This is a genomic window from Thioclava sp. GXIMD4216 (genome assembly GCF_037949285.1).
Taxonomy (GTDB): Bacteria; Pseudomonadota; Alphaproteobacteria; order Rhodobacterales; family Rhodobacteraceae; genus Thioclava; species Thioclava litoralis.
Window position 1 is genome coordinate 226,136 of the sequence record NZ_CP149928.1, and the last position, 22,702, is coordinate 248,837.

General features: G+C 62.0%; 23 protein-coding genes. 9 read left to right on the forward strand and 14 right to left on the reverse strand.

The window, feature by feature from the left end:
- A complete protein-coding gene (locus tag WDB88_RS16395; RefSeq protein WP_339109809.1) occupies nt 1–1,344 on the forward strand; it encodes a c-type cytochrome in 1,344 nt (447 codons plus the stop codon).
- Between the two features lie 181 nt (nt 1,345–1,525).
- Here the strand turns inward: WDB88_RS16395 and WDB88_RS16400 are convergent, their stop codons facing one another.
- A complete protein-coding gene (locus WDB88_RS16400; protein ID WP_330629599.1) occupies nt 1,526–3,025 on the reverse strand; it encodes an aldehyde dehydrogenase in 1,500 nt (499 codons plus the stop codon).
- 138 nt (nt 3,026–3,163) lie between these two features.
- The gene (locus tag WDB88_RS16405) at nt 3,164–3,877 is read right to left on the reverse strand and encodes a GntR family transcriptional regulator (RefSeq protein WP_330629600.1); all 714 of its coding nucleotides are present in this window, start codon (nt 3,875–3,877) and stop codon (nt 3,164–3,166) included.
- Between the two features lie 131 nt (nt 3,878–4,008).
- On the opposite strand from WDB88_RS16405, the gene WDB88_RS16410 reads away from it, so the two are divergent.
- The 4 genes from WDB88_RS16410 to WDB88_RS16425 all read left to right on the forward strand — a co-directional run bounded on the left by WDB88_RS16410 (nt 4,009) and on the right by WDB88_RS16425 (nt 9,032).
- Complete coding sequence (locus WDB88_RS16410) at nt 4,009–5,358, forward strand: glutamine synthetase family protein (RefSeq protein ID WP_339109810.1); 1,350 nt, start codon at nt 4,009–4,011, stop codon at nt 5,356–5,358.
- Nucleotides 5,358–6,668 carry an FAD-binding oxidoreductase gene (locus tag WDB88_RS16415; RefSeq protein ID WP_330629602.1) on the forward strand — a complete coding sequence of 437 codons (1,311 nt, stop codon included), beginning with the start codon at nt 5,358–5,360 and terminating at the stop codon, nt 6,666–6,668. The genes WDB88_RS16410 and WDB88_RS16415 overlap by 1 nt, the downstream gene beginning before the upstream one ends.
- A 119-nt stretch (nt 6,669–6,787) precedes the next feature.
- Complete coding sequence (locus WDB88_RS16420) at nt 6,788–8,278, forward strand: Na+/H+ antiporter NhaC family protein (protein ID WP_330629603.1); 1,491 nt, start codon at nt 6,788–6,790, stop codon at nt 8,276–8,278.
- Between the two features lie 76 nt (nt 8,279–8,354).
- On the forward strand, nt 8,355–9,032 hold the full coding sequence (locus tag WDB88_RS16425; protein ID WP_339109811.1) for a type 1 glutamine amidotransferase: 678 nt from the start codon (nt 8,355–8,357) through the stop codon (nt 9,030–9,032).
- A 204-nt stretch (nt 9,033–9,236) separates the two neighbouring features.
- Here WDB88_RS16425 and WDB88_RS16430 read toward each other — a convergent pair whose 3' ends face one another.
- The 7 genes from WDB88_RS16430 to WDB88_RS16460 form a co-directional block, all read right to left on the reverse strand.
- Nucleotides 9,237–9,677, reverse strand: coding sequence for a hypothetical protein (locus WDB88_RS16430; RefSeq protein ID WP_330629605.1), 441 nt, complete (start codon nt 9,675–9,677; stop codon nt 9,237–9,239).
- A gap of 352 nt (nt 9,678–10,029) precedes the next feature.
- Nucleotides 10,030–10,788, reverse strand: coding sequence for an IclR family transcriptional regulator (locus WDB88_RS16435; RefSeq protein WP_330629606.1), 759 nt, complete (start codon nt 10,786–10,788; stop codon nt 10,030–10,032).
- A 130-nt stretch (nt 10,789–10,918) separates the two neighbouring features.
- Nucleotides 10,919–12,151, reverse strand: a complete 1,233-nt coding sequence (locus WDB88_RS16440; RefSeq protein WP_330629607.1) for an FAD-dependent oxidoreductase — start codon at nt 12,149–12,151, stop codon at nt 10,919–10,921.
- Nucleotides 12,152–12,354: 203 nt separating this feature from the next.
- Nucleotides 12,355–13,149: a 5-deoxy-glucuronate isomerase gene (gene iolB / locus WDB88_RS16445; protein ID WP_339109812.1), complete on the reverse strand. Its 795-nt coding sequence runs from the start codon at nt 13,147–13,149 to the stop codon at nt 12,355–12,357.
- A 285-nt stretch (nt 13,150–13,434) separates the two neighbouring features.
- On the reverse strand, nt 13,435–13,638 hold the full coding sequence (locus tag WDB88_RS16450; RefSeq protein WP_339109813.1) for a hypothetical protein: 204 nt from the start codon (nt 13,636–13,638) through the stop codon (nt 13,435–13,437).
- A 130-nt stretch (nt 13,639–13,768) separates the two neighbouring features.
- Nucleotides 13,769–14,446 carry a YjbF family lipoprotein gene (locus tag WDB88_RS16455; RefSeq protein ID WP_339109814.1) on the reverse strand — a complete coding sequence of 226 codons (678 nt, stop codon included), beginning with the start codon at nt 14,444–14,446 and terminating at the stop codon, nt 13,769–13,771.
- The gene (locus WDB88_RS16460; RefSeq protein WP_339109815.1) at nt 14,443–16,602 is read right to left on the reverse strand and encodes a YjbH domain-containing protein; all 2,160 of its coding nucleotides are present in this window, start codon (nt 16,600–16,602) and stop codon (nt 14,443–14,445) included. Before WDB88_RS16460 ends, WDB88_RS16455 begins: the two co-directional genes overlap by 4 nt.
- Nucleotides 16,603–16,617: 15 nt before the next feature.
- Between WDB88_RS16460 and WDB88_RS16465 the strand changes: the two genes are divergently transcribed.
- The 4 genes from WDB88_RS16465 to WDB88_RS16480 all read left to right on the forward strand — a co-directional run bounded on the left by WDB88_RS16465 (nt 16,618) and on the right by WDB88_RS16480 (nt 19,014).
- Nucleotides 16,618–16,806 carry a hypothetical protein gene (locus WDB88_RS16465; protein ID WP_339109816.1) on the forward strand — a complete coding sequence of 63 codons (189 nt, stop codon included), beginning with the start codon at nt 16,618–16,620 and terminating at the stop codon, nt 16,804–16,806.
- Entirely contained in the window at nt 16,803–17,408 is a 606-nt protein-coding gene (locus WDB88_RS16470) for a nitroreductase (RefSeq protein ID WP_339109817.1), read from the forward strand. The genes WDB88_RS16465 and WDB88_RS16470 overlap by 4 nt, the downstream gene beginning before the upstream one ends.
- Before the next feature lie 10 nt (nt 17,409–17,418).
- Nucleotides 17,419–18,141 carry an EI24 domain-containing protein gene (locus tag WDB88_RS16475; RefSeq protein ID WP_339109818.1) on the forward strand — a complete coding sequence of 241 codons (723 nt, stop codon included), beginning with the start codon at nt 17,419–17,421 and terminating at the stop codon, nt 18,139–18,141.
- Between the two features lie 99 nt (nt 18,142–18,240).
- A complete protein-coding gene (locus WDB88_RS16480) occupies nt 18,241–19,014 on the forward strand; it encodes an L-iditol 2-dehydrogenase (RefSeq protein ID WP_330629615.1) in 774 nt (257 codons plus the stop codon).
- A gap of 118 nt (nt 19,015–19,132) precedes the next feature.
- Here WDB88_RS16480 and pqqE read toward each other — a convergent pair whose 3' ends face one another.
- From pqqE to pqqA, 5 genes are read right to left on the reverse strand one after another with little or no spacing between them, the layout of a single operon-like run.
- A complete protein-coding gene (pqqE, locus tag WDB88_RS16485; RefSeq protein ID WP_339109819.1) occupies nt 19,133–20,275 on the reverse strand; it encodes a pyrroloquinoline quinone biosynthesis protein PqqE in 1,143 nt (380 codons plus the stop codon).
- Entirely contained in the window at nt 20,272–20,547 is a 276-nt protein-coding gene (gene pqqD / locus WDB88_RS16490; protein WP_330629617.1) for a pyrroloquinoline quinone biosynthesis peptide chaperone PqqD, read from the reverse strand. Before pqqD ends, pqqE begins: the two co-directional genes overlap by 4 nt.
- The gene (pqqC, locus tag WDB88_RS16495; RefSeq protein WP_330629618.1) at nt 20,544–21,290 is read right to left on the reverse strand and encodes a pyrroloquinoline-quinone synthase PqqC; all 747 of its coding nucleotides are present in this window, start codon (nt 21,288–21,290) and stop codon (nt 20,544–20,546) included. Before pqqC ends, pqqD begins: the two co-directional genes overlap by 4 nt.
- The gene (gene pqqB / locus WDB88_RS16500) at nt 21,287–22,183 is read right to left on the reverse strand and encodes a pyrroloquinoline quinone biosynthesis protein PqqB (RefSeq protein WP_330629619.1); all 897 of its coding nucleotides are present in this window, start codon (nt 22,181–22,183) and stop codon (nt 21,287–21,289) included. The genes pqqC and pqqB overlap by 4 nt, the downstream gene beginning before the upstream one ends.
- Before the next feature lie 27 nt (nt 22,184–22,210).
- A complete protein-coding gene (gene pqqA, locus WDB88_RS16505; RefSeq protein ID WP_330629620.1) occupies nt 22,211–22,309 on the reverse strand; it encodes a pyrroloquinoline quinone precursor peptide PqqA in 99 nt (32 codons plus the stop codon).
- Nucleotides 22,310–22,702: the final 393 nt, after the last annotated feature.

Consider the following 22,702-nt stretch of genomic DNA (forward strand, 5'->3'; position numbering starts at 1 on the left):
ATGCTTAAGTTTCTACGCCTCATCATGTGGCTGGCCATTGCCGCGATCATTGTGATCGCCGCCATGATTCTGGTGCCCCAGCACCGCAGTTCGGCGAAGGACCTGTCTTTCGATGCGCAATGGTTGCCCGCGCATCAGGACAAGACCGGCGAATATGTGGCGCGTGTGGCCGATTGCGCGGCCTGCCACACGGCAGAAGGGGGCACGCCCTATGCGGGCGGGCGCGCGATCGCCAGCCCCTTCGGCACGATCTATGCCTCCAATATCACCCCCGATAAGGCGACGGGAATTGGCGACTGGACACTGGACGAGTTCCGTGCCGCCTTGGTGGACGGCATCGGCAAACATGGCGAAAACCTTTATCCGGCCATGCCTTACGACAATTATCGCAAACTGTCCGAGGCCGATATAGAGGCGCTCTATACCTATTTCCATGACACGCTGGAACCGGTCGAGAACAAGGTGCAGGCGACGGCGTTAAGCTTCCCCTTCAACCAGCGTTGGGGCATTCGCGCGTGGAAATGGGTAGGGCTTCCGAAGGTCGGTTTCGTGCCGCCCTCGCAGGATGCGCGGATCGCGCGGGGGGCCTATCTGGTGGAAGGGCCGGGCCATTGTGCGGCCTGCCATAGTCCGCGCAATCTGGCCTTCGCGCAGAATGGCACGGACGCCTCCGATCCCGATTTCCTGTCGGGCGGTGTGATCGATGGCTGGACCGCCCCCGATCTGCGCAGCGCCGATGCGACGATCAAATCGTGGTCGGCGGCCGATCTGGACCTGTTCCTTGCTTCGGGGCGCAATGCCCATGCGGGGGTCTCGGGCGAGATGGCGCTGGCGATCCGCGATTCGCTGCAATATCTCAGCGATGAAGACCGCGCCGCGATGGTCGCCTATCTGCGGTCGATCGCTGCATACCAGCCCGTGGCGGTGACCGGCGAGGCGGCCCCGAAAGCGGCTGTGGCACGACCGGCAGAGCTGAAAGCCGGTCTGGATGACGCCACGCGCAAGCTGTTGTTGACGCCCGAGAACCAGCCTTTGGGTGCGCGCCTGTTCATGGATAATTGCGCGGCCTGCCATTTTGCCGATGGCAAAGGGGCTGCGGGGATCTTCCCGGCTCTGGCAGGCAATGCCACTGTGACGGCGAAACAGTCGAACGGGCTGGTGGACACCATTCTGCATGGCGCGGCCATACCGTCGACCGCGCAGCGGCCGGCAGAACTGAAAATGCCCGGATTTGCCGACCGCCTGTCCGATGACGATGTTGCGGCACTGGCCAGCTTCCTGCGCAGCGCATGGGGCAATTCTGCCGATCCTGTCAGCGCCAAGGATGTCAGCGCTTTGCGCTGACCCGCGCCATAGGGATCGATTGCAACAGGAACGGGGCGCCCAGCAGGCGCCCCGTTTTCAATTTCCGGTCTTTGTCCGTTGGCGTGTTCCGGGCCATATCGGCAGGCCCTGCGCCCCAAGCCGGTCAGTCCAAGCCGGTCAGTCCAAGCCGGTCAGTCGGCGCAAGGACGGGGCCTTTCGATTACTTCGACAACTTGATCCATGTGGTCTTGAGCTCGGTATATTTATCGAGCGCATGCAAGGACTTGTCCCGCCCGATCCCGCTTTCCTTGAAGCCGCCGAACGGCACGGTCATGTCGTCGCAGTCATAGCAGTTCACATAGGTCAGACCGGCCCGCAATTCCTTCGCGGCGCGATGGGCGGTGCTCAGGTCATCCGTCCAGATCGAGGAGGCCAGCCCGAAGGGCGTGTCATTGGCCACGCGGAGTGCCTCGTCCACATCCTTGACGGTGATGACCGACAGCACCGGCCCGAAGACCTCTTCCTGCGCGATCCGCATGTCATTGCGCACATGGTCGAAGATCGTGGGTTCCAGATAGCAGCCTCCGCTGTCCATGCAGACACGTTTGCCCCCCGTTGCAAGGGTCGCGCCGTCTTCTTGCGCGATATCGACAAAGCCCAGAACGCGCGTCGTGTGGCGTTCGTCCACCATCGCACCAAAACGGGTTGCCGGATCAAGCGGATGACCGGGGGCGAAGGCTTTGCTTTGCGCAAGAAGCACATCGACCACCTCGTCATGAACGCTTTCCTCGACGATCAGGCGGCTGGGGCAGGTGCACATTTCTCCTTGGTTGAAGAAGGCGGAATTGGCCGAGGTTTCGGCGGCGTGGCGGATGTCGTGATAGCTTGACAGGATGATGTTGGGGCTTTTGCCGCCCAGTTCCAGCCCGATCTTTTTCAGGTTCGAACGCGCGGCATATTCCATATAGAAGCGCCCGACCGCGGTCGAGCCGGTAAAGAACAGCCCGTCCACATCCATATGCAGCCCCAGCGCCTTGCCCGTTTCCGGACCCCAGCCGGTCACCACGTTGAACACGCCGGGCGGCACACCCGCTTCCAGTGCCAGTTCGGCCAGCCGGAGCGCCGAGAGCGACGAGTTTTCCGATGGTTTCAGCACAACCGAATTGCCTGCCGCCAATGCGGGCGCGACTTTCCAGCTGGCCATGAGCATCGGGAAATTCCACGGCACAACCGCAGCAACCACTCCCAGAGGCTCGCGGCTGACCAGCGCCAGCGTGTCCGAAGGGGTGGGGGCGATCTCGTCATAGATCTTGTCGATCGCCTCGCCATACCATGCAAAGCAATTCGCCACCGCGCGCACATCAATCGAGGTGCTGTCGGCAATCGGCTTGCCCATGTCCAGCGTTTCCAGCAGGGCCAGTTCGTCGCGATGGGCGCGGACCAGATCGCCCAGACGGCACAGCACGGCCTTGCGTTCGGCGGGCGCGCGCTTGGACCAGCGGCCGTCTTCGAAGGCGCGTCGTGCTGCCGCGACGGCCAGATCGACATCTTCCTGACCGCAATCCGCGACCTGCGCGAGGGTGCTGCCATCAACCGGCGAGACCGAGGCAAAGCTGCGCCCCGAAGACGCCGCCACAAATTTCCCGTCAATCAGCGCCTGTGCACGGATCGTCAGATTCTGACGGGCATCAAGCCAGTCCTGATGCGTTTTGAGTGCCATCTGAAGACCCCCATGTTGAAATTGGTATTACATTTTCAAAAATAGTATCACATTTTTTAGAAAGCAATATCATTATATCCGCTGCTCATGGCTGCGGTTTCGGGTCAAACATGGTGATCCCGATACGGGCGGCGCGGTTTAGTGCAAAAGCGGCTGGGTGCGCTGCGCCTCTTTTTGTAGCTTCTCGCGACCCGAGCGCACAATCCCGTCGCGGATATCATTCTCGATGGCCACCACAAGCGCCATCGGGTCCCGCTGGCGTAAGGCATTCAGGATCTCTTTATGGCGGTCCACGCTGTAATATTGCTTTACCTCGCGCACTACCTGCCGCTGGAACGGCCCTAATTGCAACCACACACTTTCAATCAGCGGGATCGCTTGGGAATTGGGGTTGGCGGCATAGAGGCGGCGGTGGAAATCATGGTTCAACTGGGTCAGATCTTCCGTGCGATGCTCCAGAACGGCCTGATCCATTTCATCGTCCATTCTGGTCAAGTCGTTGATAATGACGTCAGAAAAATAGGGGAGGGCACGTTCGGCCGCGTGGGTTTCCAAGGTGATCCGGAGTTGGATCAGCTCCTCGAAACGCCCCGCTTTCATATGCGGGATCGACAGGCGGCGATTGTTGAGAACCTCGAGCGCATTCTCCGAGCTGAGCCGCCGGATCGCCTCGCGCACAGGGGTCGGGCTTAGATCCAGATAGGAGGCCAGACCGCGTATGGTCAGGTTGGTTCCCGGAGCAATCGCGCCCAGCATGATGGCATTGCGCAAGCGCAGATACGCATATTCCTGCACGGTCAATCCGGGGGCTGCTTTGATATCGGGGAGGTTCAGGTCGCTTGTCTTGCTCATTAAGCGCTACGCTTTTCCGTGCCTTGAAATGTTATGTCACCACCGTGTCAGTTGACTGGAAGTGAAAAGAAGATACAAGTCAGAAAAATGATATCACATTTTTCGAATCAGTATCGCATTTGGGGGGAGCGATGGAACGACAGGATGCGAATCTGTGGTTGCAAGACCATCCGGAGATCGAAAGCGCCCTTGTGACGGTCTGCGATCTGAACGGGATGCTGCGTGGAACGCGCGTTCCTGTCGCGCAGATCGGCAAGCTCTGCGATGCCGGATTGCGGATACCTCTTGCGGCTTTGGGGGTGGATGTCTGGGGGGAGGAGATCGCGCAGCAAGATCCGCTTTTCCCCTCCCGCGAGGCCATCGGACGCGGTGGCATGATCGAGCGCGGGCTGTTACCGATGACATGGGCCGATCCGCCCGCCATCCTTGCCCCGATGACGCTTTCCTGCGCGAATGGCGATCCCTTTCCGGCGGATCCACGGCGCGCCCTTGAAGAGATCACCCGCCGTTTCGCCGCGCTTGGCCTGACCCCCGTTGTCGCGACCGAGCTGGAATTCTACCTCGTCAATCCCGAACCCGATCTGCCGGAACCTCCGAATTCGCCGGTTTCGGGCAAGCAGCTTCACTCCGATGATGTCTATTCCGTCGATGAGCTGCTGCATTTCGATGATTTTCTCAGCGATGTTTTCGATGCCTGTCGCGAGCAGGGCATTCCCGCCGATGCGGCGATTTCCGAAAATGGCGCGGGACAGTTTGAAATCAATATGATGCATGTCCCCGACCCGCTGCGCGCCGCCGATGATGCGATCTTGTTCAAGCAGACGGTGCGGGGGGTGGCCCGCAAGCACGGCCTTGTGGCGACCTTCATGGCCAAGCCCTATGGTGCGCTGTCGGGCAGCGGCTTCCACGTCCATTTCTCGCTGATCGACAAAGACGGTCGCAATGTGTTTGACGATGGCGGGCCGCAGGGCACGGATCTGCTCTGGCATGCGGTGGCGGGGCTTTTGCATACGATGGCCGAATGCACATTGACCTTTGCGCCGCACGAAAATTCCTATCGCCGTCTGGCGCCGGGGTCGCACGCGCCTTCCGCCATTGCATGGGGCTATGAAAACCGCACGGTCGCGGTGCGTATTCCGGGCGGCAGCCACAAGGCACGCCGGATCGAACATCGCGTTGCCGGTGCGGATGCCAACCCCTATCTGGTGCTGGCCAGCATTCTGGGCGGGGCCCTGATGGGGATCGAGGGCAAATGGGACCCCGCCGCCCCGATTACCGGCAATGCCTATGATCAGGATCTGCCGCATCTGCCGCTGGACTGGGCCTCTGCAATCGAGGCCTTCAAGGTCGGGGCGCATGTGCCCGCGATCTACAACCCGCAGCTTCAGCGTATGCTGACGGCCTGCAAGACGCAGGAATTGCGTGTGTTCAACCGCCGCGTGACCGATTTCGAATATCACACCTATCTGGAGACCGTCTGATGAATGCGATGACCGCTTCCTATGCTGGCGCGGGCCAGCACACCGGCAGCTATTATGCTGCCTCGGCCAACCCGTCGCCCCGTCGCCCGCAACTGACCGGCGATCAGGATATCGATATCTGTATTGTCGGTGCGGGATATAGCGGGCTGTCGGCGGGGCTGTTTCTGGCCGAGAAGGGCCATCGTGTGGCGATTGTCGAGGGCGCGCAGGTCGGCTGGGGGGCCTCGGGGCGCAATGGCGGGCAGATCGTGAACGGTCTGAACGCCTCCTTGCAGACCATCGAACGGCGCTATGGCCGCGATACGGCCTCTTTCGTGGCGGGGCTCGTGCAGGAGGGGCAGGAGATCATCCGGGACCGGATTGCCACTTATGACATCCGTTGCGATCTGAAAAACGGCAATATCTTTGCGGGCTATACCGCCGCGCATATGCGCGAACTCGAAGAGCGCAAGGCGCTTTGGGAGAGCTATGGCCATCATAATCAGGAAATCCTGAGCAAAGCGCAGCTGCGCGAGAAAATCGGTTCGGATGTGTTCTCCGGTGGGATGATCGACCATACCGGCGGGCATATGCATCCGCTCAATCTGGCGTTGGGAGAGGCTGCGGCATTCGAACAGAATGGTGGCGTGATCTACGAGCATTCGCCGGTAACCTCTGTCGATACCGAGGCCGCGCGGCCCGTCGTGCGCACCGCCAAAGGCAGCCTGACCTGCAAGACGCTGATCCTGTGTGGCAATGCCTATCTGGGGAAGGTGGTGCCGACGCTGGAATGGCGGGTGATGCCGGTCTCGACGCAGATGATCGCCACCGAACCTCTGGGCGAGGCACTGGCACAGGAAATCCTGCCGGGGGACGAATGTATCGAAGATATCCGCTATATCCTCGATTACTTCCGCCTTTCGGGGGATAAGCGGCTGATTTTTGGCGGCGGGCTTGTCTATGGCGGCACCGATCCGGCGGATATCGAGGCCAAGATCGTGCCGAACCTCAAGAAGGTCTTCCCGCAGCTGTCCAATGTGAAGATCGATTACCGCTGGTCGGGCAATTTCGCACTGTCTTTCTCGCGCGTGCCGCAGATGGGCCGGATCGGTAGCAATACCTATTTCGCGCATGGCTATTCCGGTCACGGGGTCACTGGCGCGCATCTGTTCGGGCGGATCCTGTCCGAGGCCGTGGATGCCGATCTGTCGCGCTTTGATACCTTTGCCAAAATCCCGTGGATTCCGTTCCCCGGCGGGCGGACCTTCCGCGTGCCTTACACGGTCATGGGCGCGTGGTGGTATGCGCTGCGCGATCGTCTGGGTATCTGACCACCGTCCGTTACCTCGTTTTTCAACCCTCGCGCCCCGAAGGGGCCGACACCCCAAAGCGGCACGCCACTGCCCGACGCGTGCCGCAACAAAAACAAAGGGCCAGAGAGGAACTAACCATGGAACAAATGACGCGCACCATTCTTGCGTATCGTAATCATCCGAAAGCGGCATGGGTTCTTGCCAGTGTGCTCGCGGTGATTGCCTTTTTCTATTATCTCTACGTCACCCATACCCCTGACACGTCCTGGGGCGCGCTGAGCCTTTTGCCCACGCTGCTGGTTCTTGTCATGGCCATTGTCACGCGCCGTCCCTTCGAGGCGCTGATCATTGGCGGCTTTGCCGGCCTGATCATGCTGGGCGGGGGCGATCTGATCGCGCATTTCTCAGACCGGCTTTCCAGCGTGATGGGCAGCGAGACCATCGTCTGGATCATTCTGGTCTGCGGCTTGATGGGCGGGCTGATCGCGCTGCTGGAGCATTCGGGCTGTCTTGGCAGCTTCTCGTCATGGCTGCGCACCAAGATCAAATCCCAGCGCCAGTCACTGGTGGTGACGGCCATGATCGGGGTGATCGTATTTATCGATGACTATCTGAACTGTCTGGCCGTCTCGTCCTCGGTCAAGAAGCTGACCGACCATTACAAGGTCTCGCGCGAGAAGCTGGCCTATATCATCGATTCCACCGCAGCGCCGATGTGCGTCATCGTGCCGGTCTCGACTTGGGCGGTGTTCTTTGCGGGGCTGCTGGAAGAAAACGGGATTGCCGCAAGCGGCAAGGGCCTGTCGCTCTATCTCTCGGCGATCCCTTTCATGATCTATGCATGGGTCGCGCTGATCCTCGTGTTTCTGGTGGCTTTCGGCGTCATCAAGGATTTCGGCCCGATGAAAAAAGCCGAAGCCCGTGCCAAGGCCGGACAGCCGATCCCGCCCGATTTTCAGGGCACCGAAATCGAAGCCGTGATCTATGACGGCAAGAAGATGAGCAATGGCGTCGGCATGTTCAACTTCCTCTTCCCGATGGTGCTGCTGGTTGTGGCGACGATCTATTACGAAATCGACCTTCTGCGCGGCGTGCTGCTGACGCTGGTGGCCACGGTCGGACTGTATTACCTGCAGGGCCTGCTAAGCTTCGAGCGCCAGATGGAAGCCATCTTCGACGGTTTCAAGGTCATGCTCTATCCGTTGTCGACGGTGATCGCGGGCTTCCTGCTCAAGGATATCAATGATGCTCTGGGCATGACGCAATATGTCATCGAGTCGCTGACCCCCTTGATGAGCAAGGAACTTCTGCCCGCGCTGGTCTTTGTCTCGCTGGCTCTGGTGGTGTTTGGCACCGCATCGAGCTGGGGCGTGTTCATCATCGCCATTCCGATTGTCGCACCGGTTGCACAGGGCATCCATGCCAATATGGCGCTGGTGATCGGCGCGCTCCTTTCCGCATCTTCCTTCGGCAGCCACGCGTGTTTCTTCAGTGACTCGACCGTGCTTGCCGCACAAGGGGCAGGATGCTCACCCATTTCCCACGCCTTCACGCAATTCCCCTATGCGTTGTTCGGCGCGGTTGTCACGGTGGGCGTCTTTCTCGTGCTGGGCTACGTGATGGCCTGACACGAATGGGGCGGAGGGCTGCGCGGGCAGGTCTCCGCCTCTGGTCTTTCTGGCAGTGAGTTTCAAAGGAGTGGCCATGAAAATCGGAATTTTGCAGACGGGCACCTCGCCTGATGAGCTGAAGCCTATTCACGGCGATTATGATGACCTGTTCAAGCGGCTCTTGGCAGGCAAGGGCTTCAGCTTCGCGACATGGCGCGTTCTGGATGGCGAACTGCCGCACTCGGTGCATGACGCGGATGGCTGGCTGATCACGGGGTCCAAATTCGGGGTCTATGAGGATCACCCCTGGATCGCCCCGCTCGAGGCCTTTCTGCGTGCGGCCTATGCGGCGCAAGTGCCGATTGTGGGCGTGTGTTTCGGGCACCAGATTCTGGCGCAGGCCCTTGGGGGCAAGGTCGAGAAATTCGCGGGCGGCTGGTCTGTCGGGGCCACCGAATACCGGATGGAAGATGGCAGCAAGCAGATGATGATGGCCTGGCATCAGGACCAGGTCGTGGTGCCGCCGCCCGAGGCGCATGTGATCGGGCAATCCGACTTCTGTGCCAATGCGATGCTGGCCTATGGTACGAAAGCCCTGAGCGTCCAGCCGCATCCCGAATTCAGCCCGAGCTTCCTGAGCGATCTCCTCGAAGCCCGTCAGGCGGTCCTGCCGCCCGAGATTGCAGAACGCGCCTATCAGCGTCTGGATGTCCCGCTCAGCGCGGACCGCTTTGGCGAGAAGATTGCGGATTTCTTCAAGATGCCCAGATAGGTTCTGCCGGTTTGAAAACGCGATGCGCGCGGTCTTGCCAAGGACCGCGCGCATTTTTGTGTCTGCCAGAGGGGCCGCTGTCTGGTGCGGATCGGCGCTGTTGTAGGGCGGGGGGCTGGCCAATCTGGGGACAGCCCCCGCGCCCGACAGGTGCGGACCGGCGGGGGGAGCGCCGATCGCACGGGAGTGTCTTGGGCCGCGCCCTTACACGCTGGGGAAGGTCGCCACCGCCAGCACGGCAGAGGCCGATCCCAGCAGCAGGACTGCAGACGAGAACAGCGTCACATTCGCATCGCATTCGCCCAGAATGGGCAGCATGAAGGGGGTGACACCGTTCACCTCGTCCACCAGCGAAAGCTGAAGGCGCTTGCGCAGGAAAACCGCTGTCCAGAAGCCGCCATAGGCGCAAAGGGCCAGAATGGCGGGCACCCAAAGCCGCCAGCTGTCATCGCCTGCCGTCCAGATCAGATACAGCGAGACAAGCCCGATATACACATAGGACATCACCTGCCAGACGCAGTGGAAGCGCGCATGTGAGGTCCAGGAATGGTTGAACCAATGGGTTTTATTGGTGTCGAACGCGAAGGGAATCGCGCTGTAGCCCAGCGTCGATACGGTCAGCAAAATCTTGGCTGCCAAAAGCATAGGTGATCCTCCCAGATGCTATATATGGGCCGCTCCTCAACGGCTCTGCACCGTAATGTGGTGCACTGTATCGCAATGTGGTAAAATCGCGAAGTGATGTCAAGCGACAGTTTTTGAGATAGATCAAATTTCTCCGCGCCGGTGGGGACGCGGAACGGGGCCTGTTGCTGCCTTGAATCTCGGTAAGTTGCGAAGAATTCGCCACAAAAAAGGGCCTTTTGCCCTATGCGGGGGCGGCGGCGCGGCGGAAGGATTTTGGGGCCCGCAGGGTGCGCGCAGGGCGCAGGACAGCCCCGCAGGGCATGAGGCTCTGGGGGACCGCTTGGCAATACAGTGGATCGGGGGTGGGTGTTCAGACGGTGGCGCCGAAGGCGTCCTGCACCCGCTTGCGGAACAGCAGAAGCGCCGCCTTGACGGCAGCGGCATGGCGTTCAAAACGGAATTTCGGCATCGCCACGCCCAAGGCGAGGTTCTGGCCGTTGATCACCGGCAGGGTGATCGCGATGGCGCAGGTCTGTTCCGAGAATTCCTCGTTATCCAGAAACAGTCCCGACTGCGCCTGGGTGCCGACCTGGTCCAGAATGGCCTGCGGATCGGTCAGCGTGTGTTCGGTAAAGCGCTCGGGAGCCGCGCCCAGACGGGCAAGGGCGCTTTCGCGGCCCATCTGGGACAGATGCGCCTTGCCATTGGCGCTGGAGTGGATGGGGTGTTCGCGTCCGACATAGGACAGCACGCGGATGCCTTCATGCGCGGCCAGCTGTTCGATCACGATGGCCTTGCCATGATCAAACAGGGTGAGGTCGATATTCTCGCCCACCTCGCGATGCAGGTCTTCCATCAGCGGGCGCAGAAGCTGGCGGATGTCGATCTGGACCTTCGCTCCGAGACGCGCCAGTTCCATGCCCAGCGAAACGCCCTGATGGCCTGCCGTCTTGGCCAGAAGCCCCTCGGCATGCAGGGCGGCGACCAGTCTTTGCACGGTCGATCGCGCCAGCCCTGTGGCTTTGGCGATCTCGCCCAGACTGGCTCCCGGATTGTCCGCTACCACGCGCAGAACGAAGACCGCCCGACTGATCGACTGGCCATCTCTGACCCGGTCCTTATCGCTCACCTGACTCTCCTTTGCGCGGCTTGATCTGTGTTCCAGCTATCGTGCCCCTAGGGTGAACGCAAGCATCCCGCCGCCGGAACGCGGAAAACGCGCCGGATTCTTGCCGCAAGCGCCGGAAACCGGCAGGATCTTACAAGAATTGCGGTGCAAGCGCCTGAGTCAACGCATCCTGCCGCCCCTCAACGATCTGGGCCAGAATCTCGCCTGTGGTCGGTCCAAGGGTGAAGCCCTGATGGCCGTGGCCGGTATTGAGCCATAGCCCCGCCTCTCCGGCGACCGGCCCGACCATCGGCAACATGCCCGCAAGGCAGGGGCGGTGCCCGTGCCACAGGCTGTCGGGAACGGCCTCGCCGATCTCCATTAACTCACCCGCCGCCTGACGGCCGCGTTCCAGCTGCCTGAGGCAGCGCGGGGCCGAGGCGGCGGTCAGCTCGGCGCCGGTGGTGATGCGCAGCCCGCGCGTCATCGAACTCAGCACGATGCCGCTATCGACATCCACATAGGGGCGGCTCAGGGTCTGGGCGGTCCGGTAATGCCCGTGATAGCCGCGTTTGAGGATCATCGGAACCCGCCGCCCGAACCGCGCCAGCAGCGCAGGCGACCACGGCCCCAGGGACACTACCGCCTGTTCGGCATGGATCTTGCCGTCGGAGGTCATGACCGACCAGCCCTGCGCAGGCTCTCGGGTCAGGGTCATGGCCTCGCCGGTGACGATCTGCCCGCCGCGTTCCACGAAGAGGTCGGCATAGGCGCGGGTCAGCGCGCCCGGGTCCATGCTGCTCCACGGGCTGGTCCAGAGCACCATACCCGCGACCTCGCCGGTCAGGGCGGGTTCGGCGGCCTGAAGCTCGGCGCGGCTATGGGTTTCGAAGGGGATGCCATATTCCGCCTCGATCCTTGTGGCATGGGCCTGTGCCGCCTCCAGCGCCTTGGGGCTGCGATACAGTTCGCCCATTCCGCTGCGCCGGATCAGCGGTTCCGCGCCCGAGGCAGAGATCAGCGGCGCATGGTCGAACAGCGCGCGCCGGATCAGCTCGACATAGCTGGCCGCTGCGCGCTTATGCGCGGCCGGAGCCGAGGCACGGAAATAGCGCCACAGGTTCGGCAGCATCGGCAGCACATGTCCGAGATGCCAGACGACATCATTGCTTTGCCCGCTGGCATAGCTCCACAATGTCGCCAGATCGCGGGGGATGGCATAGGGTTCGACCGCTTCGGACTGGATGACGCCCGCATTGCCGTGGCTCGTCTCCAGGCCGGGGGCCTGACGGTCGATCAGGCATACCTCATGTCCGCGTGCCTGCAGGGCAAGGGCCGATCCGACGCCCACCATTCCTGCGCCTAAAACAATAAAGTCAGTCATCTATACAGTCTTTCCGGCCTGAATGCGGCTGAATATGTATCCCTGTATTCGCCATAACCATCAAGCCGATTGTTTGCCGCCCCGTCACAAGGCGCGGTAATGGGCCGGACCACGCCGCCACAGGCAGGGTGTGGCGGCGTGGTCCGCGCAGGGCGCGGAGCTGTGTTTCAGGCCCCTATGGGCCCGTCGTTCATACCCGTCGTTTAAAACAGATGCTCGACCTCTGGCGCGGGGACGAAGCGCCAGTTGCGGCGGGGGCCTGCCATGACGTTGAGATAATACATCTCGAACCCGTGCGGCGCACCGCAGGGATGGTGTCCGCGCGGCACACAGACCACATCGCCATCCCTGACCGCCATCACCTCGTCCAGCGTGCCGTCATCGGTATAGACGCGCTGCACCCCCCAGCCCTGCGCCGGATTGAGCCGGTGATAATAGGTCTCTTCGAGATAGGTGATGCGGGGGAAGTCATCCTCGTCATGGCGGTGGCTGGGATAGGAAGACCAGTTGCCCGCAGGGGTGAAGACCTCGGTCACCAGCAGGCTGTCACAATACGGTTCGGCCTCCATCGCGATATTGTTGATGAACCGGCTGTTGGACCCTTCCCCGCGTTGGGTGAGGGTGATGTTGTCCGGCCCGATCCGGCGTGCTTCATGGCCGCCCTTGCCCGGTGCCTGACAGACGGCGATGGTGCAATCGGTCTGAGCGACGGCCTCCCAATCGCTGCCATTGGGCAGATAGAGGCAATGCGGCTGGGTCTTCTCGAAGACATCCATCCGCTCGCCCAGAACCCCCCAGTCCTTCCCTGCGCCGCTCACCGCAGCGCGGCCCTCGACCATGACAAGGATCACTTCGTTTGACCCTGTCGCCTCATGCGCGCGGTCGCCCGCTTTCAGCCGGTAAAGCGAGAACCCCACATAGCGCCACCCTGCCGAAGCCGGTGTGATGTCATGGACCTTGCCGCGTGTTCCGAACGGCTTGTGCTGCAAATTCGACATTCTACTCTCCTCTTGCTCCGGCGCGTTTCCGCTGCCGGGCCTCCTCCTGTTTCAGGTTAGAACATGGGGTCCGCGTGGCTTCAACCCGCGCAGGGCGGGTATCGCAAAGGTGTCGTTGGCCTGTTTTTGCAAAGCCCGATTGTGGAAGGTCGTTTTGGAAGGCCCTTTCAGCAAGGCGCCTTCAGCAAGGTCTGTGAGGAAGGCCCATGCAAAAGCTCACGCAAAAGCCCGGCCAAAAGGCCGGGCTTGCGTCTGAAAAGCAGGCGGGTTTGCCCGCAGGGGGGATCAGTTGGTCGTGGTGGTGGTCGAGGACGAGTCGTCTTCAGCCACAGCGATCCCGACAGCAACGGCCAGAACCAGACCGCCCGCAATATAGGCACCAGCGCCCACGCCCGGCAGGCTGGTCGGACCGGCAAGGCTGTCTGCGCCTTGAGCCTGTGCGGTGGAAGCGGCAGTCAACAGCGCGAGAGCGGCGAGAACTTTTTTCATGGGTACACTCCAGTTTGGACAGCAATCACGATTAGGGTAGCAGGCTTAGGGTCACTTTCAATTTTTCTTGTGCAGCGGCGCGCGTTTTTTCGCTCATGCAGAAAATGCCTGTGTCCTATTGCCCGGTCTTTCAGCGGATAATCTGCCGGAAGCGGACATAGCCAAGCCGCGGCCCGCCCCATTGGCGGGACTGCCAGAGCGCCCCATCCGCCTTGCCCAGCCAGTAATCATTGACGATCCGTCCACCCTCGGGCGATGTGCAGCGTTCCTCAAGGTGACGCGTGGCGTGATTTTCACCAAGAATTTCAACCGTCTCGTCCGGTTGTGCCGTCAAGGTGCATTGTAGCGTCAGGCGGATTTCGGAATAGTCGTCGGCGCGGATGACGTAGTGGCGTTCGCCGCCATGTGCCGGACCCATCCGGCCCTGTGCGCCGATCGGCGCGGAGGCCGAGAGCAGATCGAAGCCCAGCCCGCGTGACGCAATCAACACACCATTCCGAAAAGTAAAGGTCGCTTTGTCGGAGCTTTGCCATGTCACCACGGTTCCGGGCAGCGAATCACTCTGCCGCGTGGCGGGGGTGACATAGCCTGTCAGGCCGGTCCGGTCGGGGGTGACCTCCATGACCGGCAGGCCGACCTGTGCAAGCTGGGCGCGCGAAAGCTGCGGCGGGGCAGGCTGGCGCGACTGTTTCAGGGCGGTCATCAGGCTCTTGCCGATCACCTCTTCGCCTTTGGGGGCCTCGACCCCGCCCGAGCAGGCGGCAAGGGCGGCCAGCAACACGGCCGGTAGGAGAGCGGAGAACTTCATTGCCAGAACCCTGCCTTCTGTTGTGTCAAGCTCGTTGCATCCTTGCCACGAACAGAGTTGTAAAGCCGTCCGGGCACATCGAGCCGCTGACCGCCATCGCGCTGGACCGGACGGATGGTCAGGCCATAGTTGCTGCGATTGGCATCCCCCGTCAGCCAGTCGATCGGAATGCTGAAGCGGATCCCCTTGTCAAAAGACCCCTCGCCGAAGTCGTCGGACGAGACATCGGTCACGGTCACAAAACCACCCACGGACCAGCCATTGTCGAAGATGCGGTCAATCGACAGGGTCGCGCCATAATCGCCGGCCAGATAGCGCCCGGCATCGACCTCCAGCAGATAGTCGTCAAAGCGGTAATAGGCCGAGACATGGCCGGTCACCACGTCATAATCGCGGAAGCCCAGAAGCTGGTCATAGTCGCGTTGCTTGGCATAGTTCAGCTCGACCCCCAGCCCGAGGGGATTGTCGGCCTGTTTCCACAGCACTTCGCCCGAGACCCCGCCATACATCTGTTCAAACAGGCCCGCGCTGGCACGGGCGTAAAGATCGGGGGCCAGTTTCCAGTTATGCTGCAGATAGAGGTTCTGCACCGTGCTGTCATATTTCGCATATTCGGTCTGGTCGGTGCGCACATGCGGCAGCACCGAATCCGAGCCGCGCCCGTCCTTGATATTGCCCCAAGCGCGCTGGCGCAGCGTGCCCGCCAGCGTCCAGCCCTGTGCGAATTGCCAGCTGGCGCCGAGCTGCGCCCCGACATCCAGCCGGAACGGTTTGGAAGGGTCGAAATAGCCGGGCTTGGTATAGGGGGTCAGCGACCACGAGAATTTCGGGTAGAGATCCTCGTTCCGGCGTGCCTGTGCGGCAAGGGCAGGGGCATCCGTGATGCGGGCCTTGGCCCAAAGCGCGTCGGTTGCGTCGGGAAGATATTCGGTGTTCTCCAGCGTGCTGCGGTCAATGTTGAACGCCGAGCCCGCCATCCCGTCCACCATCGGAACGATGTGGAATTCCTCAACCGTCGCAGGCAGATAGCGCGCCAGTGCCCGTGCAACCCGCCCGACAGCCAGCGTTTCGGCCTGATGGCGGGTATTGCGGTAGCGCAGCTCGGCGCTGCGCAGATGCAGCGTCACCGATTCAAGGATCAGGCCGTCTTTGGCAAGCGCCGCTTTCAGATCGGTGTAGATTTCGTCATGCACCGCCTCGCTCTGGACCCAGGAGGGATCCCAATCGCTGGCATCGGCCCATTGGCGGCGCGGCGGCACCGGATCGGGGGCGGCCACGGCAATCGGGGTGATGGCATGGCGCGGATTGAGCTGGAGTTGCGCATTCACCCCCACGATCGAGCCGTAAAGGTAATAGGCCCCGACGCGTAGCTGGTCCGAGACCTGATACTCGGCCCCGAAATTGAAGGCGCTCTTGCGCTCGAACACATCCGAGGCCTCTGTTTCGGTTTCATAGCGGTCCGAGGAATATTCGGCCTTCACGCTCCAATTCGCGCCGCTGTCCCATTCCAGCCCCGCAAAAGGGGCGACATCGCCACGGAACCACTGATCGGTCGACAGTTTGCCGCCGCGGCTGTTGCTGTCATAGGACGGACGGTCGCCGGTCGAGGTGATCGCCCCGAAAGACCCGAGTCGCCCCCAGCCAAGCCCCGCGCTGACATGCAGGCGGCCTTCGTTATTCGGGCCGAAGCCGGGCGTGGCAAAGCTTTTCCCCGCGACGATATATTCCGAGGCATTCAGGCCGGTTCCGGCGAAATCCTGTAGCCCCAGCGTGATCTGGGGCGTGTAATGCCCCTCTTTCAGCAGGCGCAGGCGCAGATCGAAGCTGCGGTCGTAATAGGTGTCGAACCCGTAAAGATCGAGATCCTTGATCCCGCTATAGCGGAAGGTGGCCGAGAGCCACGGGAAGGCTTGAAAGGTCAGGTTATAGCGCGAAATGCCACTGGTATAGGAATAGCTGAATGCGGTCTGGCCGTCGGGCAGCATCTCGGCGGATGGCATGTCGATTCCGCCGGGCACCCCGTACATGTTCAGCGATGCGGCCGGAGGCTGGGTGAAATGCAGGTCGCGACTGTCCTGTGCCCGCGCCGGCAGACAGGCCCCACAAAGAAGGGCAGCCGTGATCGCGCTGCGCCATGCGGACGGGTGGTTTTTCACAAGGTTCAACCTTCATTGCCAGACGTGCTGTTCACCATAGAGCACGAAGCCGTGAAGCAGCGCAACCGCTGCTATGCGTTTTCGCCCTTCGCAGGGGCCTTGCTGGCGGGGCATGTTGTTGTGGCGCCGATAAATGAAGCGGTTGAATTCGGGGACAAAGCCCCCGATATCTGGGCGGATGATGGACAGGAGGCCCGACAATGACCGTGCAAGAGGCAGCAATCAATCCGGCAATCATGCATCCGCAAGTGCTGGAGTTTCTGAAAACCCGCCGCTCGCGTCCGGCCAAGACGCTTGTGGCGCCGGTGCCCGATGACGCGGCATTGCAGCCGATGCTGGAGATCGCGGCGCGTTCGCCCGATCATGGCAAGCTGGAGCCTTGGCGCTTTATCGTATTGCGTCGTGCGGCGCTTGAACGTCTGGCCAAGGCCGCGACGGCGGCTGCGCAGGCCGAAGGTCTTGCCCCCGTTGACGTCGAAAAGGCGGCCAAGCAGTTCGGGGACAGCCATCTTTGCGTGGCCGTGATCAGCGCCCCCGTTGACAGCGCCAAGATTCCGCAGATCGAGCAGACCCTGTCGGCAGGGGCTGTCTGTTACGGGCTTCTCTGCGCCGCGCTGGCGTCGGGGTGGGGGGCAAGCTGGCTGTCGGGCTGGGCTGCGCATAATGCGGCTTTCGGGCGCGATGTGCTGGGGTTGGCAGACGGGGAATGGGTGGCGGGCTTTGTCCATATCGGCACCGAGGGCGTTACGCCCGTTGACCGCCCGCGCCCCGATCTGGCGCGCATCACCAGCTATGTGACCGAGTAAGGGCCAGCCCATGATCTTTTCGTCGATCCGCCACGCTGTGGAAGATGTGTTCCGGCCCGGCGCCTTGAAAGTGCTGGGGCTGGGCGTCGGGCTTTCGGTCGGGCTGCTGGTGCTTGTCACGGTGCTGTTCACATGGGTTGTGGGGGCGATCACCCCCGACCATTTCACCTTGCCTTTCACCCATTACCAGATCGGCTTCGTCAATGATGTCGCGTCGCTGGCCACCGTCGGGCTGATGCTGGTGCTGTCGATCTTCCTGATGATCCCCGTTGCCTCGGCGTTTACCGGCCTCTTTCTGGAGGATGTGGCGGCGCTGGTCGAAGAGGCCCATTACCCCGACCTGCCGCAGATCCGCAAATTCACGCTGGCCGAGACCATCGCCGATAGTTTGCGCTTTCTGGGCGTGGTGATCGTGGCGAACCTTGTCGCTTTCACGGTCTATTTCTTCATTCTGCCCTTTGCACCGCTGCTGTTTTTCGGGCTGAACGGCTATCTGCTCGGGCGGGAATATTTCCAGATGGCGGCGGCGCGCCGTCTGCGCAAGGAACAGGTGCAGGCGCTGTATCTCAAGCATCGCTGGACGGTCTGGATGACCGGCGCGCTGATGGCCGTGGTGTTGACCATTCCGGTGGTCAATCTGGTGGTGCCGGTGCTCGGGGCGGCGACCTTTACCCATCTCTATCACCGCCTGACGGGGCAGGTGCCGAGGCCGCGGGTTCTCTCCTCGCTCTAGCTGCCTTCACGGCAGGGGCCCGCGCCATGTTGCCATTTTCTGGCGGTCGCATAAAACTGGCCGCCAAGGGGCGGTTTGGGCCCGTTTGGAGGATCATCTATGAAACGACTCGAGGGCAAATCCGCCCTGATCACCGGCTCGGCGCGCGGCATCGGGCGGGGCTTTGCCGAAGCCTATATCCGCGAAGGCGCAAGGGTGGCGATTGCCGATATCAATCTGGCCGCCGCCGAAGCGACCGCCGCCGAGCTGGGGCCGCAGGCCTATGCGGTCGAGCTGGATGTGACCTCGCAGGACAGTATTGACGCCGCGATTGCCGCTGTCGTGGCGACGGCGGGCAAGCTGGATATCCTGATCAACAATGCCGCGCTGTTCGATGCGGCGGAAACGGTTGATATTACCCGCGCAAGCTATGACAAGCTTTATGCCGTCAATGTCGCGGGGACGCTGTTCACCATGCAGGCGGCGGCAAAGCAGATGATCGCGCAGGGGCATGGTGGCAAGATCATCAACATGGCCTCGCAGGCGGGACGCCGTGGCGAGCCGCTGGTGCTGGTCTATTGTTCGACCAAGGCGGCGGTGATCTCGATGACGCAATCGGCAGGGCTGAACCTCATCAAGCACGGGATCAATGTCAACGCCATCGCCCCCGGTGTGGTGAATGGCGAACATTGGGCACATGTGGATGCGATGTTTGCCAAGCTGGAGGGCAAGCCGCTTGGCCAGAAAAAGGCCGAGGTCGAGGCCGGTGTGCCCGCAGGCCGCTATGCCGAACCGTCGGATCTGTCGGGGATGGCGGTGTTTCTGGCCTCCGAAGAGGCGAATTACATCGTCTCGCAAACCTATAATGTCGATGGTGGCCAGTGGATGAGCTGAGGCTCTGACGCGCTGCGGCGCATCCAAGGCACGGCAGGCCTTCTGCATGTCGTGCCTTTTTGCGTTTCCCGAAAGCGTTCGGGGCCGCGTGCGCGCAGACCGATCGCCTCGGGGCGCGTCAGGATGCCGTAACGCTGGCCGCGTTTTCGCGAAAGACCAGATCGGTGTGGTCTGCCATGTCTGCGGCCCGTGAGGAAGCCGGTGAGGGAGCCTGCGTGGAATACTGTTCCGCGAGGGCCTGTATCTGTGCATGGGCCGGAGATTTCTGGCAGACAGGGTCTGCGGCGGCCGCATCTCCGGCGATGGCCAGCGCCTGACACCGGCAGCCACCGAGATCCTTGAGCTTGTGTTCACAGGACCGGCAGGGCTCCTGCATCCATTCGGTGCCGCGATAGGCGTTGAAGGCGGGGCTGTCATACCAGATCTCCCGCAGCCCATGGTCCCTGACCGACTGGAAGGTCAGATGGGTTAGGGTCTGGGCCGCATGACATGGCAGAACGGTGCCCTCCGGCGTGATGTTCAGCCCGACAGAGCCCCAGCCATTCATGCAGCGTTTCGGGAAGTCACCGTGGTAATCGGCGGGCACGAAATCCACAACCAGCGTGCCTTTCAGCCTGATGCGCGCCTCGCGGACAAGGCGCTCTGCCTCGCGGGCCTGTTCGCGGGTGGGCATGAGAGGGGCGCGGTTGCGCATGGCCCAGCCATAGAACTGCACGATGGCCACCTCGATCCGGCGCGCGCCCAGTTCGACGGCCATCTCCAGGGCACGGGGCAGCTGGTGCAGGTTCTGACGATGCAAGACGCAGTTCAGCGTGAGCGGCAGGCCAAGCGCACCGATCCATTCTGCCGTCTGCATCTTGCGGTCGAACCCGCCGCGATAACCACCGATCCTGTCGGCCGTGGCGGCATCCATTCCCTGCAACGAGAGCTGCACATGGTCCAGCCCGGCCTCTGCGAGCGCGGTCAGCCGCGCTTCGGTCAGGCCGATCCCCGAGGTGATGAGGTTGGTATAAAGCCCCGCTGCCCGCGCCCCTGCAACCAGATCGGCCAGATCCCGCCGCGCGGCGGGTTCTCCACCGGAGAGATGCAGCTGCAAGACGCCCAGATCTGCGGCCTCGTGGAAGACACGCAGCCAGTCCTCTGTCGCAAGCTCGCGGTCTTTCGCGGTCAGTTCCAGCGGGTTGGAACAATAGGGGCAGGAGAGCGGGCATCGATGGGTCAGTTCGGCCAGCATGGCCATCGGGGGCGGGATCTGGCTCATGCAACCTCCAGAATACGGCGCGCGGCAAGCGTGGAGATGAACCCCGCCACATCCGGTGCGATTTCGTCTTCTGGCGCATCGTATTTCGTGGCCAGCCGCCCGACAAGGGTTGCGAAATCTGTGTGGTTGTCGATCTCGGTCAGGATGGCATGGCCGATCTCGTCCAAGGCAATGGTTTTTTCCGGTGCCAGCAGGACCCAGCGGTCGCGCACGCGGTCACGGTGCAGGCGCACACCGCGCGGGATCACCGGCACGGCTGTCGCCGCGATCATGCCGCCACCGCCCGCAGATATGTGCCGGGCTGCCAGCCGCCGGGGGGGATGCGCGCAGGCGTGACATAGGCCGAATAAAGCGCGTCCAGCTGCGCCCAGAGCACATCCGTCTTGAACTCCAGCGCCGCCGCCGCCGCATCCTGTTTTTCCTGCGTGTCGGCATGGTCCAGCACCCATTGCAGCCCGAAGGCCACGTCTTTCGGGGCCTCGGACAGGCGGCGCTTGAAATAGGACAGGGCGCGTTCATCCGCAAAATCATAATGTTGCAGAAGCCCTTCGATCCTGTTGGCGTGAATTTTCGGGGCAAAAAGTTCGGTGAGCGAAGAGGCCACCGCCTCCAGCAGGGTCTTGTCCCGCACAAAGCGCAGATAGGCGTCGCAGGCGAAGCGGGTCGCCGGAAGCACCCCTTCCCGCGCGGCGACATAGGCGCGGTCGAGGCCGACGGCATCGGCCAGACGCAGCCAGCGTTCAATCCCCCCCTCGTTTTCGCCATGCCCGTCATGATCTTCGATGCGCGAGCGCCAAGCGCGGCGCAGGGCAGGATCTTCGACACGGCTCATGAACGCGGCATCCTTCATCGGGATCGTGTGCTGGTAGTAATAGCGGTTGATCACCCATGCCCGTACCTGATCGGGGGTGCACCGGCCCCCATGCAGCAGGTCGTGAAAGGGATGTTTGTCATGATAGCGTTCGGCCCCGATCTGGCGCAGGCGGGCTTCGAATTCTTCGCGTGTCTGGGTCATAAGGACACCTCCATCCCGTCCCGTCCGATGATCCAGCCCTGCGCCTGAGCGATGGCGGTCTGGGGCGAGGCGGGGTCCAGCACGGGATTGCTGTTATTCATATGGACGAAAATCTTTTTCGCGATATTCAGGCGGGCAAGCTGCGCCATGCTGCCCTGTGGCCCCGAGATGGAGATATGCCCCATGCGCTGTCCGGTTTTCTGGCTGAGCCCCGCCGCGATCATCTCGTTATCGGTCCATAAGGTGCCGTCGAACATCACCAGATCCGCCCCTGCCAGCTTTGTGGCCAGCCAGTCGGGCACATGGGCGCAACCGGGAATGTAATAGGCGCGCCTGCCGCCCGCACGCAGCTCGACCCCGACGGTCTGTTCGCCCAGAAGGCCGGTCTCGACCTCTGCGCCTTCCAGATAAAGCGGCACTTTCCCCGGCACGGCGAAGAGTGTGGCGCTTAGGTCTGGGGCCAAGTCGAAAGGCTGGTCAAGCCGCACGGCGGTCCGCGTCACACAATCGGCGCGCAAAGCATCAAAGACCGGATTGGCGGCCAGCGTTCCGTGAATATCGGCTGTGGCGAAAAGCGTGAAAGGCTGGCTTTCGCGCAAGACCAGCAGGCCCGCCACATGATCGATATCGCCATTGGTCACCAGAACCGAGCGCAATGGCAGCTCCCGCAGCCCTGTCGGATGCAGTTCGGGTGTGGCCGCCAGCTGCGTACGGATGTCGGGAGAGGCATTCAGCACCGCCCAATCCCGCCCGTTCCCGCTGACCGCGACCGAGCTTTGCGTCTGTGGCGCAATGCGGCCTTCACGTGCCGCATTGCAATTATCACAACCGCAGTTCCATTGGGGCAAGCCGCCACCGGCTGCCGCACCGAGGATGCGTAGCTTGATCGACATGGTGCAGGCCCCAGCGTTCAGGCGGATTTAGAACAGAACGCCGCCTTCATCCCCGGAATCCGGGCCGTACATGTTGATTTCCATGCCGCAATCGATCTCGCGCAGGACAGGTTTCTTCCAAGCCATGATGTCTCCTCCCATAAGGCTCCCGTCTGATGATTTCTGCATATCGGCACTGGCGCGACAATAATACCAAGGTCGCATGTTCGGCTTCACCTTCGGGCAAGGAAATCATGTCGTCCTTCGGAAGATTCGGGGTCATCCCGTGCATGGGCGGTCCGTTGCGCCTGCCTTGACCATCCTGTTACGACGATGTTCCCTCAGGTCATCTGTGGGCATCGGCTTCCTGCAAGGCACGCGGTTCGGCCCGATAGCTGCCGATTTTTCATGATGAAAGACTTTTTCCAAGCTCTTCGCGGGCATTGTGCCCTGTCGCGCAGGATGCGCCCATGTCTCTAGTTAAGCGGATGATTTGCGGCTTCGCGGCGCAACGTGCGGTGGTCTTACGCTTTGTTCAGC

Coding starts and splice junctions, on each gene's coding strand:
- WDB88_RS16420 (WP_330629603.1), top strand. CDS start 6,788: ATGGAACAAATGACGCGCACCATTCTTGCGTATCGTAATCATCCGAAA.
- pqqD (WP_330629617.1), bottom strand. CDS start 20,547: ATGATCGCGGCGACAGCCGTGCCGGTGATCCCGCGCGGTGTGCGCCTG.
- pqqA (WP_330629620.1), bottom strand. CDS start 22,309: ATGGCTTGGAAGAAACCTGTCCTGCGCGAGATCGATTGCGGCATGGAA.
- iolB (WP_339109812.1), bottom strand. CDS start 13,149: ATGTCGAATTTGCAGCACAAGCCGTTCGGAACACGCGGCAAGGTCCAT.
- pqqB (WP_330629619.1), bottom strand. CDS start 22,183: ATGTCGATCAAGCTACGCATCCTCGGTGCGGCAGCCGGTGGCGGCTTG.
- WDB88_RS16440 (WP_330629607.1), bottom strand. CDS start 12,151: ATGACTGACTTTATTGTTTTAGGCGCAGGAATGGTGGGCGTCGGATCG.
- WDB88_RS16415 (WP_330629602.1), top strand. CDS start 5,358: ATGAATGCGATGACCGCTTCCTATGCTGGCGCGGGCCAGCACACCGGC.
- pqqC (WP_330629618.1), bottom strand. CDS start 21,290: ATGACCCAGACACGCGAAGAATTCGAAGCCCGCCTGCGCCAGATCGGG.
- WDB88_RS16430 (WP_330629605.1), bottom strand. CDS start 9,677: ATGCTTTTGGCAGCCAAGATTTTGCTGACCGTATCGACGCTGGGCTAC.
- WDB88_RS16395 (WP_339109809.1), top strand. CDS start 1: ATGCTTAAGTTTCTACGCCTCATCATGTGGCTGGCCATTGCCGCGATC.
- WDB88_RS16400 (WP_330629599.1), bottom strand. CDS start 3,025: ATGGCACTCAAAACGCATCAGGACTGGCTTGATGCCCGTCAGAATCTG.
- WDB88_RS16480 (WP_330629615.1), top strand. CDS start 18,241: ATGAAACGACTCGAGGGCAAATCCGCCCTGATCACCGGCTCGGCGCGC.
- WDB88_RS16425 (WP_339109811.1), top strand. CDS start 8,355: ATGAAAATCGGAATTTTGCAGACGGGCACCTCGCCTGATGAGCTGAAG.
- WDB88_RS16405 (WP_330629600.1), bottom strand. CDS start 3,877: ATGAGCAAGACAAGCGACCTGAACCTCCCCGATATCAAAGCAGCCCCC.
- WDB88_RS16450 (WP_339109813.1), bottom strand. CDS start 13,638: ATGAAAAAAGTTCTCGCCGCTCTCGCGCTGTTGACTGCCGCTTCCACC.
- WDB88_RS16410 (WP_339109810.1), top strand. CDS start 4,009: ATGGAACGACAGGATGCGAATCTGTGGTTGCAAGACCATCCGGAGATC.
- WDB88_RS16470 (WP_339109817.1), top strand. CDS start 16,803: ATGACCGTGCAAGAGGCAGCAATCAATCCGGCAATCATGCATCCGCAA.
- pqqE (WP_339109819.1), bottom strand. CDS start 20,275: ATGAGCCAGATCCCGCCCCCGATGGCCATGCTGGCCGAACTGACCCAT.
- WDB88_RS16475 (WP_339109818.1), top strand. CDS start 17,419: ATGATCTTTTCGTCGATCCGCCACGCTGTGGAAGATGTGTTCCGGCCC.
- WDB88_RS16455 (WP_339109814.1), bottom strand. CDS start 14,446: ATGAAGTTCTCCGCTCTCCTACCGGCCGTGTTGCTGGCCGCCCTTGCC.